The following is a 13266-nucleotide window of genomic DNA, read 5'->3' as shown; positions in this document are numbered from 1 at the left end:
GCCACTATGATCGGCGCCGCCCGGCCGGCGCTACCCGTCCTCGTTCTCACCGGGGCTGACGTCGAAGGCGACGTCGGCCAGGTGAACCGTGCGAACCTCCGGGGCGTCGAGGAGCTTGCGCAGGTCGGCGAGCCGCCAGCGGTCCACGAGGAGCCCGTGCACCTCGTTGTGCTCGGCCGCCTGCTTGAGCGGCCCGTAGTACAGCCCGAAGGCGCTGAGGTCGTCGTCCTCGTCGAGCAGCCCGACCCAGTCGCGGAACTCCGCCAGCGCCGCCCGCGGCTCGGCGGCGCACTCGTGGTCGACCTTCTCCCAGTAGTCCAGGACCATGCCGCGGTTCCAGACGATCGCGTTGTAGGAGGACGGGTCGCTGGAGTCGTCGGCGAAGGGCACGTCGTAGACGTAGGAGACGTCCGCGCCGCCGCAGATCCGGTGCTCGGCGTTGAAGGCGACCAGGCGCTCGGTGGTCAGTGGCGTCTCGAACTCCACCACGGCGACGGCCACGAGCGTCTGAGGCAGCCCGTCGATGACCTTCTTGACCTGGTCCGCGGGGGCATGTCCCATGGCGAGGGCGTCGGCGACGCCGCCGGTCGGCCCGCCGAGCGAGGGGGCCCGGAGGTTGCCGAACACGTCCAGCACGATCTCGTGGTCCCTCTCGCCTCCGCCGGGGCCGGCCAGGCGCGGTTCTCCCCACATCCGGTGGGCGGTGGCCAGCAGGCCGCCGCTGCCGCCGTAACCGTTACTCAGCCGTTCGTGCGGGTTCGCGACGCGCGCGGCGGTGCCGTACACCTCGACCATCCGCCGGTCGTCGCCGAACAACCACAGCGCCCGGTCGAGCGCCTCGCCGGCCAGCAGCAGCGCCGCCGTGACCGCCAGGACCTTGAGCAGGGACCTGGCCACGCCGGCCCAGTCGGGTTCTCCCACGTTTAACACGGTGTGACTCCAGCGGCTCAGGGGGCGTTGAACAGGGCGCTCACCGACTCGCCGTCGTGGATGCGGCGCATGGCCTCGGCCAGCGCCGGGGCGACGGACAACACGGTCAGTTTGTCGCTGGGCTTGGGCGAGGGCACGGTGTTGGTGCACACGATCTCGGCCACCTCGGGGAACGCGCTCAGCCGCTCGACCGCGCCACTGGCGAACAGGCCATGCGTGCACGCCACCCGCACCGACCGCACGTCCCGTTCGCGCAGCCGTTCCAGCAGCTCGATGACCGTGCTGCCCTTGGCGATCTCGTCGTCCAGGATGATGACGTCCTTGCCCGCGACGTCGCCGATGACCGAGCTGATCACCACCCGGTCGTCCGGGTAGCGCTGCTTGGCGCCCATGGCGACGCCGGTGCCGAGCAGGCGGGCGAAGTGCGCGGCCTCCTTGGCGTTGCCCAGGTCGGGGGAGACGACGACCGTGTTCGACAGGTCGTACCTGCGGAAGTGCGCGGCCAGCTCGCGCAGCGCGTGCAGGTGGTCGACCGGGATGCTGAAGAAGCCGTGCACCTGCGGCGAGTGCAGCGTCATGGCCAGCACCCGGCTCGCGCCCGCGGCCACCATCAGGTCCGCGACCAGCCGCGCGCCGATCGAGATGCGCGGGGCGTCCTTCTTGTCCGACCTGGCGTAGGCGTAGTGCGGCAGGACGACGGTCGTCCTGGCGGCCGAGGCGCCGCGCGCGGCGTCGAGCATGAGCAGCAGCTCGACCAGGTTCTCCTGGACCGGCGGCACCAGCGGCTGGATCAGGAAGACGTCACGCTCGCGGCAGTTGGCCTGCAACTGCACTTCCAGTACGTCGTTGGCGAACCGGTTGACCTGGACCGGGTGGAGGGGGGTGCCGAGGTGGGAGCAGATCTCCTCAGCGAGTTCGGGATGGGCGCTGCCGCTGAAAACCGTGATGTCTCGCACGATTCAGAAAGGATAGCTTCACGGGCTCACGTAGTGATGAAGGAGGGCTGGTTCGCCGGCCGCGTTGAGCCAGGTCGCCCGGGTGCTGCCGACTCGACGCCAGCCGGCCCGCTCGTACGCGGCGATCGCGGCCCGGCCCTCGTCGGAGACCTCCAGCTTGAGCGGGACGTCCGCGGCGGCGCGCACGGTGTCGAGCAGCCGCGCGGCCAGGCCGTGGCCGCGGGCGGCGGGGGTCACGAACAGGCGGACGATCTCCGCGTCGTCCGTGAGCCCCACGTGACCGGCCACGCCGCCGCCGGCCGCCGTCGCGACCCAGGCCAGGGCGAGGTTCGACGGGGTCAGCCAGCGGTGCGGGTCGGCCGGCCAGTCCACCGGGTAGCGGTCGGCGGCCTGCACCTCGGCCAGGGCCGCCACGCACGCGTCCAGGTCGTCCGGGGTTCTGGGCCTGATGTCGCTCATGGGAACGGGGTTGCCCTGCCTGGACAGGTTCTGTGTGAACTGGTTCTTCACGTGAACAGGTTGACGGTCAGTGCGTCCAGGTCGGGCAGGACGTGCGCGGCCAGGCCGAGCGCGTCGGGCGCGGGCGGGTAGCGCGGGTGCGGCACGGCGATGACTCGCATGCCGGCCGCGTGGGCCGAGCGCAGGCCGTTGCTGGAGTCCTCGACCGCGACACAGCCCTTGGGATCGACGCCCAGGCGGCGGGCGGCCTCCAGGTAGCCGTCGGGGGCGGGTTTGCCGCGTTCGACCTCCTCGGTGGAGACCGTGGCGGCGAAGCACGAGGTCAGGTCGGTGGCGTCGAGCACCACGTCGATCAGCGCCCGTGGGGAGGAGCTGGCCAGCCCCAGCGGCAGGCTCGCGGCCAGCCGCCGCACCGCCGCCTGCGCGCCGGGCAGCAGCGGGACGCCGGCGTCGCGGTAGCGGGCCGCCATCTGGTCGATCACACCGCGGGCGATCTCGTCCGGCGTCAGCCGTACGCCCAGTTCGTGCAGGTAGGCCGCCCACTCGCCGGTGCTCATGCCCATCAGCCTGGACTGGGTGTCGGGCTGCCAGACGCCGCCGTGGTCGGCGACGAAGGCACGGCGCACCTCCTCCCAGACCGGCTCCGAGTCGACGAGCACTCCGTCGAGGTCGAACACGCACGCTTCCATCGCGGCCCCCTGAGATGATCCAGCCCGGCTACCAGCCAATCACATCACGGGTTACGGCAGTGTTTTATGGGGAAATGTCCGTTAAATGTCATGTTTAAGGTATTTACCGAGCTTTCGGCTCTGAAATATGGGCAGGTAGCGGTCATGGCAGACCTTCCATTCCACGACCGGGGCGACTTCGATGACGCCGACCGCGGGTTCGTCGCCAAGCTCAGCCCCGCGGTGATCAGGAACGCGTCCGGCGACGTGGTCTGGGACATGGACTCCTACGGCTTCCTGGCGGAGGAATGCCCGCAGACGGCGCATCCCAGCCTGTGGCGGCAGGGGCAGCTCTGCGCCAAGCAGGGGCTGTACGAGGTGGCCGAGGGGATCTACCAGGTACGCGGGTTCGACCTGTCGAACATGACGCTGGTCGAGGGCGAGCGCGGGGTCATCGTCGTCGACCCGCTGATCTCCACCGAGTGCGCCAGGGCCGGGCTCGGCCTGTACCGGGAGCATCGCGGCGACCGTCCGGTGACCGGCGTGATCTACACGCACTCCCACGTGGACCACTTCGGCGGCGTGCGCGGCGTCACCAGTGGTGACGTGCCGATCCTGGCCCCGGCCGGGTTCATGGAACACGCGGTGTCGGAGAACGTCTACGCGGGACCGGCCATGAACCGCCGATCCGTCTACATGTACGGCCCCGCCCTGGACCGCTCGCCGACCGGCCAGATCGGGGCCGGGCTCGGCATGACCACCTCCACCGGGACGATCTCCCTCATCCCGCCCACCCTCGACGTCACCCGTACCGGGCAGGAGGAGACGATCGACGGGGTGCGCATCGTCTTCCAGCTCACCCCGGGCACCGAGGCGCCCGCCGAGATGAACTTCTTCTTCCCCGGCCGCCGGGCGTTGTGCATGGCCGAGAACGCCACCCACAACCTGCACAACCTCCTCACGCTGCGGGGCGCGCTCGTCCGTGACGCGCGGATCTGGGCGCGCTACCTCACCGAGGCCATCGCCCTGTTCGGGCACGAGAGCGAGGTGGCCTTCGCCTCGCACCACTGGCCGACGTGGGGCGCGGAGAACGTCGTCCGCTTCCTGTCGCAGCAACGCGACCTGTACGCCTACCTGCACGACCAGACCCTGCGCCTGATCAACAAGGGCCTGACCGGACCCGAGATCGCCGAGGTCGTACGCCTGCCGCCGGAGCTGGAACAGGCCTGGCACACCCACGGCTACTACGGCTCGGTCAACCACAACGTGAAGGCCATCTACCAGCGCTACCTGGGCTGGTTCGACGGCAACCCGGCCCACCTGTGGGAACGCACCCCGCGCGAGAGCGCCATCCGCTACGTCGAGTGTCTGGGCGGCGGGGCCGCCGTGGTCGCCTTCGCCCGCCGCTACCTCGAGGAGAACGACCTGCGCTTCGCCGCCCAGCTGCTCAACCACGCCGTCTTCGCCGACGAGGGCAACAAGGCGGCCCGCGACCTGCTGGCCGAGGTGTACACGCGGCTCGGGCACGGCTGCGAGAACGGCACCTGGCGCAACTTCTACCTGATGGGCGCGCTGGAACTGCGCGACGGCATCGTGCCGACGCCCGTGCAGACCGGCTCGCCCGACCTGATGCGCGGGCTGAGCGTCGCGCAGATCTTCGACTCGATCGCCATTCGCGTGGACGGGCCCAAGGCGTGGAACGAGAGCTTCGCCATCGACTGGCACCTGACGGACCTGGGGGAGCGGTACCGGACGACGCTGTCCAACGGCGCGTTCGTCCAGCAGCCTGGCCCCGCCGACGCCGGGGACGACACCGGGGACGAGGCGGTGCACGAGCCGGCGGATCTGACGTTGCGCCTGACCAAGGCGCAACTGCTCGGGCTGCTCGCGGGCAAGGAGGTCGAAGGCGTGGAACGGGAGGGCGACACGAGCGTGTTGCAGCGGCTCGTGGCGGTGCTGGACGAACCGATCCCGAACTTCGCCATCGTCACGGCCTGAGCCGCCGCCGCGTCCGTCCCGTCAGGTGCCGATGGCGAACCCGAGCACCAGCAGGACGAGGAACGGCGCGCCGATCGCCCCCGTCCAGATGATCGCCTTCCTGGAGCGGGTGAAGAGCGCGGTCAGGAACGCGATCAGCGCCAGCCCGAACGGGAGCGCGACCAGCAGCGCGACCGCGTTCCACACCCCGCGCGCCCCGGTGGGCAGCACCCGGTCGCCCTCCGGGGTCAGCGCCGCGGGGAAGACCTCGCCCGGCTCGGCGTCCGGGACGGTGTCGATGACGATCGGTTCGCGCGACCGGTCGTCGAAGACGAAACGGGCGTCGCAGTCGTAGCGTCCCTTGCCGACGCGTTCGCACGACAGGACGGTCGCGGTGCCCGGCGTGCCGGACCGACCGAGCGCCAGGTCGAGGTCGGGCATCGTGACGGAGATGACCGTGACGACCAGCCAGATGAGCAGGCCGGCCGGGATGACCAGGCTCAGCGTCATCCCGATCGTCCCGCCGACGCCCAGCGGCTCCGGTTTCTTGACGTACGCCTGCTTGCCCGGCTTCCTGGCTCTGCTGTTGTTCGGGGTGCGTGCCACGATGTCCACTTTGACCGCGGGCACTTGAGAACCACCTGTGATCGGCTTAGTGCCGCGGCCCTACCCCCTGTACTGGTACCAGGGGCCGGTCACATGCCGGGCGTCGTCAGGCTCGCCGGCCGGGCTCCAGACGTAGCCCACCGGCTCGCCGCCGAGGTCGATGCCCTCCTGGAAGTAGACCAGGCCGTCGACCCGGGAGATCGAGGTGAACGTGAGCTCGCCGACCGTCCGCTCGGTGAGCGTGTCGCCTTCCTCGATCGTGTGGGCGAGCGCCTGCATGGCCGCCATCGAACGGCCGAACCGCTCCTCGTGGCCCGGCGCCGTCGCGAGCACCGCCACCACCAGGACGACCCCGGCCACCAGCGCCCCGACCACGATCGCGGCCCTGCGCGCGGCGGATCCTTCGACGACCACGGCACCCGTCATGCGACCATGCTCGCATGATCAGTTCGCTGTCACTAGTCCGCCGGGTCAGGCCCTACGAGGACCTGGGCGGGGGCTCGTCCAGGACCGAGCGGTGGTTCCTGGACCTGGTGATCGACGGCGACTCGCTGCTGGACACGCTGGCCGGACGCAGGCCCGCGCTCGCGGACCTCTCCTCGGTCCTGGGGCTGGCGCCGCCCTTCGACGAGAACGACGTGGGCGCGCTGCTCGGCCGGTCCCCGTCACCGCTGACCGACGGCAGGATCCCGCTGTACGTCTGCCCCGAGTGCGGTGACCTCGGCTGCGGCGCGGTGACCGCGGTCGTGGAGCGCGCCGGCGACCGGGTGGTCTGGCGGGACCTGGGCCGGCAGACGGACTACGAGGACGAGGTCGACCGCGACGGTCTCACCGGTCTGGGTCCGTACGTGTTCGACCGGGCCCGGTACGAGGCGGTGCTCACCGCGATGCCCGCCGCGCCCGCGCGGCCGTCCTCGCCGCCGCCCTCGGCCCGTGGGTGGCGCATTTGGTCGGCGATCAGGTCGCGGCCGGGCGGATCATGACGACGTCCACCTCGTCCTCGCTCTCGAAGGCGAACCCGTGCCGCTCGTACAGTCGGCGCGCCGGGCTGCCCCGCAACACGATCAGCCGGACCGTGACGCCTTCGCGGTCGCACTGTTCGAGCAGCCGGCTCACCACGGCGGATCCGATGCCTCTGCCGTGCAGGTCCGGGTTCAGGTAGAAGTGCTCCAGCCAGTAGGAGCCCGCGTCCGGGCGCAGCGCGACGCAGCCGGCGAAGTCGCCGCCGACCTCGATCACCCAGGTGTGCCGCGGCTCGTACGCTTCCCGCATCCGTTGCCGTACGCGGTGTTCGTCGTATCGTCCGAGCCGTTCGAGATCGGGCCGCATGACCACGGCACGCAGCTCGAGCATCGGATCCAGGTCGGCCGCCGAGGCCGGTCGAAGCTCCCAATCTGCCACGATCGGCATGTTATCGCCCAGCATGCACCTTTCAGCCGGGTGTGCGGCTGCCGGGCTCGGGCGGCTCGGCGTCGTCCTCGCCGCTGACCCGGCGCAGCGCGCGCGGCAGCCCGTGCGGATGGACGCCGCGCGGCGGCCCGGCCCCCGGATCCTCGCGCAGCTCCTTCACCAGCGCCGCGCACAGCAGCAACATGACGACCACGAACGGCAACGCGACCAGCACCGTCGCCTGCTGCAACGCCTTCAGCCCGCCGGCCAGCAACAACACCAGCGCGACCGCCCCGACCAGCACCCCCCACATCACCACCAGCGGCCTGGCGGGATGCAGCGAACCCCGGCTCGACAACGACCCGAGCACCAGCGAGGCCGAGTCCGCGCTGGTGATGAAGTAGAGCGCGACCAGCCCTGCGGTGATCGCGGTGGAGACCAGGCTGAGCGGCAGGTGGTGCAGGAGCGCGAACATCGCCGCCTCCGCGCCCTCCTTGATCGCGCCGGTGAAGTCCGCCGCGCCCGACAGCTGCAGCCACACGGCGCTGCCGCCGCTGATCGAGAACCACAACAAGCTCGCCCCGGACGGGATGAGCAGCACGCCGAAGACGAACTCGCGAATCGTCCTGCCCCGGGAGATCCTGGCGATGAAGGCGCCCACGAACGGGGCCCAGGACATCCACCACGCCCAGTAGAAGAAGGTCCACGCGCTGAGCCAGTCCTTGTCCACGAGCGTGCCGGTCCGCGACGACATCATGAGCAGGTTGTCCAGGTAACCGCCGAGCGAGGCGGGGATCAGGCCGAGTATCGCCACCGTGGGGCCGAACAGCAGGATGAACAGGGCCAGCGCGCCGGCCAGATAGACGTTGAACGTGCTGAGGAGCCGCACGCCGCGCTCCACCCCGCTGGCCGCCGAGACGACGAACCCGGCCGTCAGCACGACGATGACGATCACTTCCAGCCGCCGTCCGCTGAGCCCGAACAGCTCGTCGAGCCCGTACTCGACCTGGAGCGCCCCCAGGCCCAGGCTGGTCGCGGTGCCGAAGGCGGTGGCCAGGATGGCCAGCAGATCCAGCACCCGCCCGGCCGTCGGACGGGGCCGGCCGCCGAACAGCGGGGTGAACGCTGCGCTGAACCGGTTGCCCCGTCCCCTGCGGAACGTGGAGTAGGCCAGGGCCAGGCCGGTGACCGCGTAGATGGCCCAGGGGTGCAGGGTCCAGTGGAACAGGGCGTACTCCATCGCGGTCTGCGCCGCCTGGGGTGAGCCCGGCCGGATGTCCAGGCCGGGTGGCGGGCTGAGCAGGTGCGTGATGGGCTCGGCGACGCCGTAGAACATCAGGCCGATGCCCATGCCGGAGCTGAACATCATCGCCGTCCAGGCGAGGTTGCTGAACTCCGGGACGTCGTCGTCATCGCCGAGCCGGATCCGTCCGAACCGGCTGAAGGCCAGCACGACGGCCAGGACCAGGAAGAAGTCGGCGGCCACCACGAACAGCCAGCCGAAGGAGTGCACCACCCAGCCGAGCGCCGCGTCCCCGGCCCTGGCCAGCGACTCGGTGAAGATCGCCCCCCACAGCACCACCGCCAGCAGCAACCCGACGGCGACGGCCAGCAGCGGGAGATCGGCTCTCAGCCGGCGCATCATGCCTCCACGTGGTCACTACACAGCGTGAAGAGAATGATCCCCTGCGTGAAATCCGCTAACCGCGCTAGATTGATCATGCTTTGTGACGGAGGGCGCGATCCCGGGGTCGTCGGCGCCTGGCCCGCTGCGATTCGCGCCGCCGCCGGCTGACGCGCCTCTAGCTCAGCGGGTGCTCGCGTTCGTACTCGCGGACGTAGTGCTCGATGTCGTCCGCGGTCCCCGTGAGTACCGCCGTGCCGTCGCGGCGGTCGACCAGGATCGGCGCGTTACCGGCGAGCGAATCCCGGATTCTGCCCGACTTCAGGTACTTGCTGGACTGGTAGTAGTAGACCCATCCGACCGGGTATTCCTCCATGCCGATGATGACGAACTCGACATCGTCGGCGAACCATCGGCCCATGTCACGGCGCAGCCGGGCCACCTCCGCCGCAGCGATGACCCGGGCCTCCGACTCGGTCAGCACTCGCTCATCATGCAGCTTTTCTCCCTGCCTCGTAAGGTTGGGTGCGTGGCCGATTACATCGAGGTCCATGTCACCGCGGGCGATCGGGACGAGGCTGGCGAGATCTGCCGAGCGGTGGTCGGGCGCCGCCTCGCGGCCTGCGCCCAGGTCGTCGGGCCGATCAGGTCGACGTACTGGTGGGAGGGCCGGCTCGAAGAGGCCGAGGAGTGGCTGGTGCTGCTGAAGAGCACGTCCGCGCGCTTCGACGAACTCGCCGCCCGGGTGCGGGAGGTCCACTCCTACGACGTTCCCGAGATCATCGCGGTCCCGGTCGTCGCGGGCAGCGCCGATTACCTGGCCTGGATCGACCGAGAGATCGCGAGCGGATCGTGAGTGCCGTGGAGGAGTCCGCGCAGTACGCCAGGTACCGGCGGGATGGTGCGGTGCTCGCGGAGATCGGGCGCCGGCTTGAGCCTCAGGTGTCCCGCTTGCCGGTACGCATTCCTGGGGATCTGGCGGCTGCCGCCGTCGCGGCCTGGGAACGCGACGAGCCCGGGGACCTCGGTGATCTCCGTGGTGAGACCCATGAACAGCGCGGCGTTCGCGATCAGGCGGGCGCGCTCGCCCTGATCGGCCTCGCCATCACCGAACGCGGAACCGCCGTGGACGGTGACGCCGTCCTGGTCGAACTCGACGTCACGGAGATCGCAGCCGCCCTCACAGCAGCCCTCGAAGCCCGCTGACCCCCGGGCTCAACCGCCATCGGAGCGGCTGAAGAACTCCTCGATCAGGCGGAAGAGCGTCTCGATGGCGACCGGTTCAGTCTCGGGACGAAGATCGCCGTCCGACTTGTGGCCGGCCGGCTCGACGAACCACAACGCGAGCCAGCTCACCAACCGGAGCGTTCGATTGACCGCTTTGATCCCAGTGACTTAACTGTGCGCCATCCGCGCTCTTGGAGGCCATGTGTCCGGCGCCCCGCCCTCGTACCCGTTCGCCGGCCCGAGCCCGCTCGAACCGCCGCCCGAGTGGGCGGAGCTGCGCGACGCCTGCCCCGTCGCGCCGATCCGGTTGGCCAGCGGCGACCACGCGCTCCTGCTCACCCGGTACGCCGACGTCAAGCAGGTCCTGTCCGACCCGCGCTTCACCCGTCAGCTCGACGCCCCGGACGCCGCCCGCGTGACCGCGAACGAGTCCGGCGGGGTGTTCGGCAGCGGCGGCCGCAGCATGAGCGGCGACGAGCACCGCGCCTGGCGCCAGCTCGTGGGCCGGGCGTTCACCGCCAAACGGGTCATCGCGCTGCAGCCCGGGATCAAGGCGATGACCGAGCACCTGGTCGAGCGCATGACCGCCGAGGGCGCGCCCGCCGACCTGGTGAGCGGCGTCGGCTTCCCGCTGCCGGTCTGGGTGATCTGTGACCTGCTGGGCGTGCCGGACTCCGACCGCGACAGGTTCGCGTACTGGTCGGACACGATGCTCAGCATGACCAGGTTCGCCCAGGACGAGATCGACGCCGCCCAGGCCGACTTCGACGCCTACCTGCTCGCGCTGCTGCGGGCCAAGCAGGCCGCACCTGGCCAGGACGACCTGATCAGCGAGCTGCTGTCGATGGTCGCGGGCCTCGACGGCCGGCTGACCGAGAAGCTCATCCTGGGCACGTCCAAGGCGCTGCTCGTGGCCGGGCACGAGACCACCGCGAACATGATCGGCAAGATGGCCGCGCTGTTGCTGGCCGATCGGGCACGGTGGGAGGCGTTGCTGGCCGACCGGGCGCTGGTCCGTCCGGCGGTGGAGGAGGTGCTGCGCTTCGACGCCAACCCCGGCTTCGGCATGCCGCGCTACCTGAGCGAGGAGGTCGAGGTCGCGGGCGAGATCCTGCCGAAGGGCACGACCGTGATCTGCAGCATGGCCGCGGCGAACCGCGACGAGCGGCAGTTCGAGCAGGCCGAGCGGATGAGCCTGGACCGCTCGCCCAATCCGCACGTGGCCTTCGGCGTCGGCCCGCACTCCTGCCTGGGCCAGGCGCTCGCCCGCGTCGAACTGCAGACCGTCCTGGAGGTGCTGCTGGCGCGGCTGCCCGCGCTGGAGCTGGCCGTACCCGCCGACGAGCTCAGACGGCGGGAAGGGCTGGTGGTCGGCGGGCTGGTGGCGGTGCCGGTCCGGTGGTGAGCACGCCAGGCCCGGGTGGTGAGCACGCCAGGCCGGTGGTGAGCAGGCCGGGCCGGTAGTGTCGCCGGGACATCCTGCCGTGGAAGGGGACGTCTCGTCGTGAACGCGGGCATCATCGGGCAAGCGGTGGGATTGTTCGCCGTCACGAACGTCGACGACCTTCTGCTCCTGGCGTTGTTCTTCGCCCAGGGCGCGGGACGGCGCGGAGCCGCCGCGCGGGTGGTGGCCGGTCAGTATCTCGGCTTCCTGGGCATCGTGGCCGTCGCGGTGGCCGTGGCTTTCGGCGCCACCTTCCTTCCCGAGCCGGTCCTGCCGTACCTGGGTCTGCTCCCGCTGGCCCTGGGCGTCAAGGCAGGCCGGCAGGCGTGGAAGGAGCGCCGCAACGGGCACGACGGCGACGGGCCGACGGCCGAGAAGCATGCCGGTGGGCCGAAGGCCCTGGAGGTCGCCGCGGTCACCTTCGCGAATGGCGGCGACAACATCGGCGTGTACGTCCCGGTCTTCGCCACCGCCGGCCTCGGCTCGATGACCGTCTACGTCGCCGTTTTTCTGACTTTGGTGGCCGTGTGGTGTCTCGCCGGCCGGTTCTTCGCCACCCGGCCGATCGTCGCCGAGGCCTTGAGCAGGTGGGGTCACATTCTGCTGCCGGTCGTGCTGATCGGCGTCGGCCTGCTCATCCTGATCGAGGGCGGCGCCTTCGGGCTGTAGAACTTTCGAGGCGGGGTGTGCATGGTGAACCCCGGCACCGGGACGCGCATACACTCGGCGCTCCAGCCCCAGGTCGAAGCATGGAGCCCAGAGTGACGAAGTTCCGCGAACCCGGTCCGCTGGGATGCGTCGCGCTCATCTACGCCGGTCTGGTGCTGGCGGTGGGCGTCTACTCGATCGTGGTCCTGCTGACGGTTCAGGATCCGATCCTGCTGTCGGGGGTCGCGCTCCTCTTCCTCACCTTCCCCATCGGGTGGGGGATCTGGCAGCTCTGGGACGTCCTGCCGGTGGAGCTGATGAATCCGATCGTCCTCGTCCTGCTTCTGATGGGGGCGGGATGGTTCCAGGCGTGGGCGGGCCCGTACCTGGTGAGGCACGTGAAACGGCGGCGCCGGGACGCCGACTGATCGCGCGCTGCCCTACGGTATCGGGTAGTTCGGCGGCATTCTTGACGATCGGGGGGAGACCGCGTGCGACTGACGACTCCGTCCGCGCCGGTGGACGTGGCGGCGCTCGTCCCGGAACTGGCCGGGCAGGGCCGCACCACGGTCCGGCTGCACCCCCGCCGCGGAGCTCCCGCCGTCACCGAGAGTTCCATGGGCGGCCCGCTGCTGTGGCCCGCGGACGAGGCTTGGCCGTACTGCGAGGCGTCGCAACACGCGGACCCGTCGGGAGTCTTCGGGCGGGTGGCGATGGTGCCCGTCCTGCAGATCTATGCCCGAGATGTCCCGGAACTGCCGTTCCCCGCCGCAACGGACCTGTGCCAGGTGTTGTGGTGCCCCACGAGTCACGAGCCCGATCACGCGCCCGTGCTCCACGTGACCTGGCGGGACTCGCGGCTCGTCACCGGCGTCCGCACCGAGGCGCCGGAGCCGGTGGAGTCCGAGGCGGACTACCTGCCCCTGCCGTGCGTGCTGTCTCCGGAACGCGTGCGGGAGTACCCGTCCGCATGGACGCTGCCGGAAAGCCTGGACGAACGGATCGAGGACTCCGGCTGGAGCTACCAGTACCACCTGTCCACGGCGCCGGGCACCAAGGTCGGCGGCTGGGTCCACTGGATCCAGGACCCGATGCCGATGGAGTGCGCCCGCGGCCACGAGATGTCGCACCTGCTCACCGTCGCGAGCCGCGAACACGACGCCGAGTCCGGCCGGGCCTGGACGCCACTGGAGGAACAGCACCTACTCGGCCCCTACCAGGTCCCGGAGCTGCAGGAACCGGCGGACATCACGATCGGCGACGCGGGATCGATGTTCGTCTTCGTCTGCGTGACGTGCCCTGACCGTCCCGTGGAGACGATCGTCCAGCACTCCTGAC

At 70.5% G+C, this 13266-nt stretch carries 18 protein-coding genes; 8 read left to right on the top strand and 10 right to left on the bottom strand.

The genetic code is table 11. From position 1 onward, the window contains the following. Positions 1-30: 30 nt before the first annotated feature. Genes HII36_RS06595 through HII36_RS06580 form a run of 4 tightly spaced genes read right to left on the bottom strand, consistent with a single transcriptional unit; the run spans position 31 to position 3034 of the window. Positions 31-921, bottom strand: coding sequence for a hypothetical protein (locus HII36_RS06595; RefSeq protein ID WP_173522158.1), 891 nt, complete (start codon positions 919-921; stop codon positions 31-33). A 26-nt stretch (positions 922-947) separates the two neighbouring features. After that, on the bottom strand, positions 948-1886 hold the full coding sequence (locus tag HII36_RS06590) for a ribose-phosphate diphosphokinase (RefSeq protein WP_173522157.1): 939 nt from the start codon (positions 1884-1886) through the stop codon (positions 948-950). A gap of 18 nt (positions 1887-1904) precedes the next feature. Beyond that, a complete protein-coding gene (locus HII36_RS06585; protein WP_217369229.1) occupies positions 1905-2396 on the bottom strand; it encodes a GNAT family N-acetyltransferase in 492 nt (163 codons plus the stop codon). Beyond that, the gene (locus HII36_RS06580; protein WP_173522156.1) at positions 2393-3034 is read right to left on the bottom strand and encodes an HAD family hydrolase; all 642 of its coding nucleotides are present in this window, start codon (positions 3032-3034) and stop codon (positions 2393-2395) included. The genes HII36_RS06585 and HII36_RS06580 overlap by 4 nt, the downstream gene beginning before the upstream one ends. Before the next feature lie 144 nt (positions 3035-3178). Between HII36_RS06580 and HII36_RS06575 the strand changes: the two genes are divergently transcribed. Beyond that, the gene (locus HII36_RS06575) at positions 3179-5011 is read left to right on the top strand and encodes an alkyl/aryl-sulfatase (RefSeq protein ID WP_173522155.1); all 1833 of its coding nucleotides are present in this window, start codon (positions 3179-3181) and stop codon (positions 5009-5011) included. Positions 5012-5032: 21 nt separating this feature from the next. Here HII36_RS06575 and HII36_RS06570 read toward each other — a convergent pair whose 3' ends face one another. Both HII36_RS06570 and HII36_RS06565 read right to left on the bottom strand, forming a co-directional pair. Then, complete coding sequence (locus HII36_RS06570; RefSeq protein ID WP_173522154.1) at positions 5033-5620, bottom strand: hypothetical protein; 588 nt, start codon at positions 5618-5620, stop codon at positions 5033-5035. A 36-nt stretch (positions 5621-5656) separates the two neighbouring features. Continuing rightward, on the bottom strand, positions 5657-6022 hold the full coding sequence (locus tag HII36_RS06565) for a hypothetical protein (protein WP_173522153.1): 366 nt from the start codon (positions 6020-6022) through the stop codon (positions 5657-5659). A gap of 14 nt (positions 6023-6036) precedes the next feature. On the opposite strand from HII36_RS06565, the gene HII36_RS06560 reads away from it, so the two are divergent. Next, positions 6037-6579 carry a hypothetical protein gene (locus HII36_RS06560; protein WP_173522152.1) on the top strand — a complete coding sequence of 181 codons (543 nt, stop codon included), beginning with the start codon at positions 6037-6039 and terminating at the stop codon, positions 6577-6579. Here HII36_RS06560 and HII36_RS06555 read toward each other — a convergent pair. From HII36_RS06555 to HII36_RS06545, 3 genes are all read right to left on the bottom strand, one after another. Continuing rightward, positions 6554-6997, bottom strand: a complete 444-nt coding sequence (locus HII36_RS06555) for a GNAT family N-acetyltransferase (protein WP_173522151.1) — start codon at positions 6995-6997, stop codon at positions 6554-6556. The two genes, HII36_RS06560 and HII36_RS06555, sit on opposite strands and share 26 nt — an antisense overlap. A gap of 31 nt (positions 6998-7028) precedes the next feature. Further along, the gene (locus HII36_RS06550) at positions 7029-8630 is read right to left on the bottom strand and encodes a BCCT family transporter (protein WP_217369227.1); all 1602 of its coding nucleotides are present in this window, start codon (positions 8628-8630) and stop codon (positions 7029-7031) included. 157 nt (positions 8631-8787) lie between these two features. Beyond that, on the bottom strand, positions 8788-9093 hold the full coding sequence (locus HII36_RS06545) for a YrhB domain-containing protein (protein WP_217369226.1): 306 nt from the start codon (positions 9091-9093) through the stop codon (positions 8788-8790). A 45-nt stretch (positions 9094-9138) separates the two neighbouring features. Between HII36_RS06545 and cutA the strand changes: the two genes are divergently transcribed. Together cutA and HII36_RS06535 are read left to right on the top strand one after the other, a co-directional pair. Further along, positions 9139-9465, top strand: a complete 327-nt coding sequence (cutA, locus tag HII36_RS06540; RefSeq protein WP_328807607.1) for a divalent-cation tolerance protein CutA — start codon at positions 9139-9141, stop codon at positions 9463-9465. A 5-nt stretch (positions 9466-9470) separates the two neighbouring features. Next, positions 9471-9815 (top strand): hypothetical protein, encoded by a 345-nt coding sequence (locus HII36_RS06535; RefSeq protein ID WP_173522148.1) that lies wholly within the window; start codon positions 9471-9473, stop codon positions 9813-9815. A 9-nt stretch (positions 9816-9824) separates the two neighbouring features. Here HII36_RS06535 and HII36_RS06530 read toward each other — a convergent pair whose 3' ends face one another. Further along, positions 9825-9965 carry a hypothetical protein gene (locus HII36_RS06530; RefSeq protein WP_173522147.1) on the bottom strand — a complete coding sequence of 47 codons (141 nt, stop codon included), beginning with the start codon at positions 9963-9965 and terminating at the stop codon, positions 9825-9827. 73 nt (positions 9966-10038) lie between these two features. Here HII36_RS06530 and HII36_RS06525 point away from each other — a divergent pair, with 73 nt between their 5' ends. The 4 genes from HII36_RS06525 to HII36_RS06510 all read left to right on the top strand — a co-directional run bounded on the left by HII36_RS06525 (position 10039) and on the right by HII36_RS06510 (position 13265). After that, positions 10039-11241, top strand: a complete 1203-nt coding sequence (locus HII36_RS06525; RefSeq protein WP_173522146.1) for a cytochrome P450 — start codon at positions 10039-10041, stop codon at positions 11239-11241. A 99-nt stretch (positions 11242-11340) separates the two neighbouring features. Then, entirely contained in the window at positions 11341-11949 is a 609-nt protein-coding gene (locus HII36_RS06520) for a cadmium resistance transporter (RefSeq protein WP_173522145.1), read from the top strand. A 92-nt stretch (positions 11950-12041) separates the two neighbouring features. Continuing rightward, positions 12042-12356: an SCO4225 family membrane protein gene (locus HII36_RS06515; protein ID WP_173522144.1), complete on the top strand. Its 315-nt coding sequence runs from the start codon at positions 12042-12044 to the stop codon at positions 12354-12356. Positions 12357-12419: 63 nt separating this feature from the next. After that, positions 12420-13265, top strand: a complete 846-nt coding sequence (locus HII36_RS06510; protein WP_217369225.1) for a DUF1963 domain-containing protein — start codon at positions 12420-12422, stop codon at positions 13263-13265. The last annotated feature ends 1 nt before the right edge of the window (position 13266 follow it).

Source organism: Nonomuraea antri (assembly GCF_013283785.1).
GTDB lineage: Bacteria > Actinomycetota > Actinomycetes > Streptosporangiales > Streptosporangiaceae > Nonomuraea > Nonomuraea antri.
The sequence above is the reverse complement of the archived record's forward strand: the minus strand, read 5'-3'. Positions and strand labels throughout refer to the sequence as shown.

Excerpts from the sequence above, each read along its gene's own strand:
- HII36_RS06575 (WP_173522155.1), top strand. The coding sequence starts at position 3,179 with ATGGCAGACCTTCCATTCCACGACCGGGGCGACTTCGATGACGCCGAC.
- HII36_RS06560 (WP_173522152.1), top strand. The coding sequence starts at position 6,037 with ATGATCAGTTCGCTGTCACTAGTCCGCCGGGTCAGGCCCTACGAGGAC.
- HII36_RS06550 (WP_217369227.1), bottom strand. The coding sequence starts at position 8,630 with ATGATGCGCCGGCTGAGAGCCGATCTCCCGCTGCTGGCCGTCGCCGTC.
- HII36_RS06565 (WP_173522153.1), bottom strand. The coding sequence starts at position 6,022 with ATGACGGGTGCCGTGGTCGTCGAAGGATCCGCCGCGCGCAGGGCCGCG.
- HII36_RS06580 (WP_173522156.1), bottom strand. The coding sequence starts at position 3,034 with ATGGAAGCGTGCGTGTTCGACCTCGACGGAGTGCTCGTCGACTCGGAG.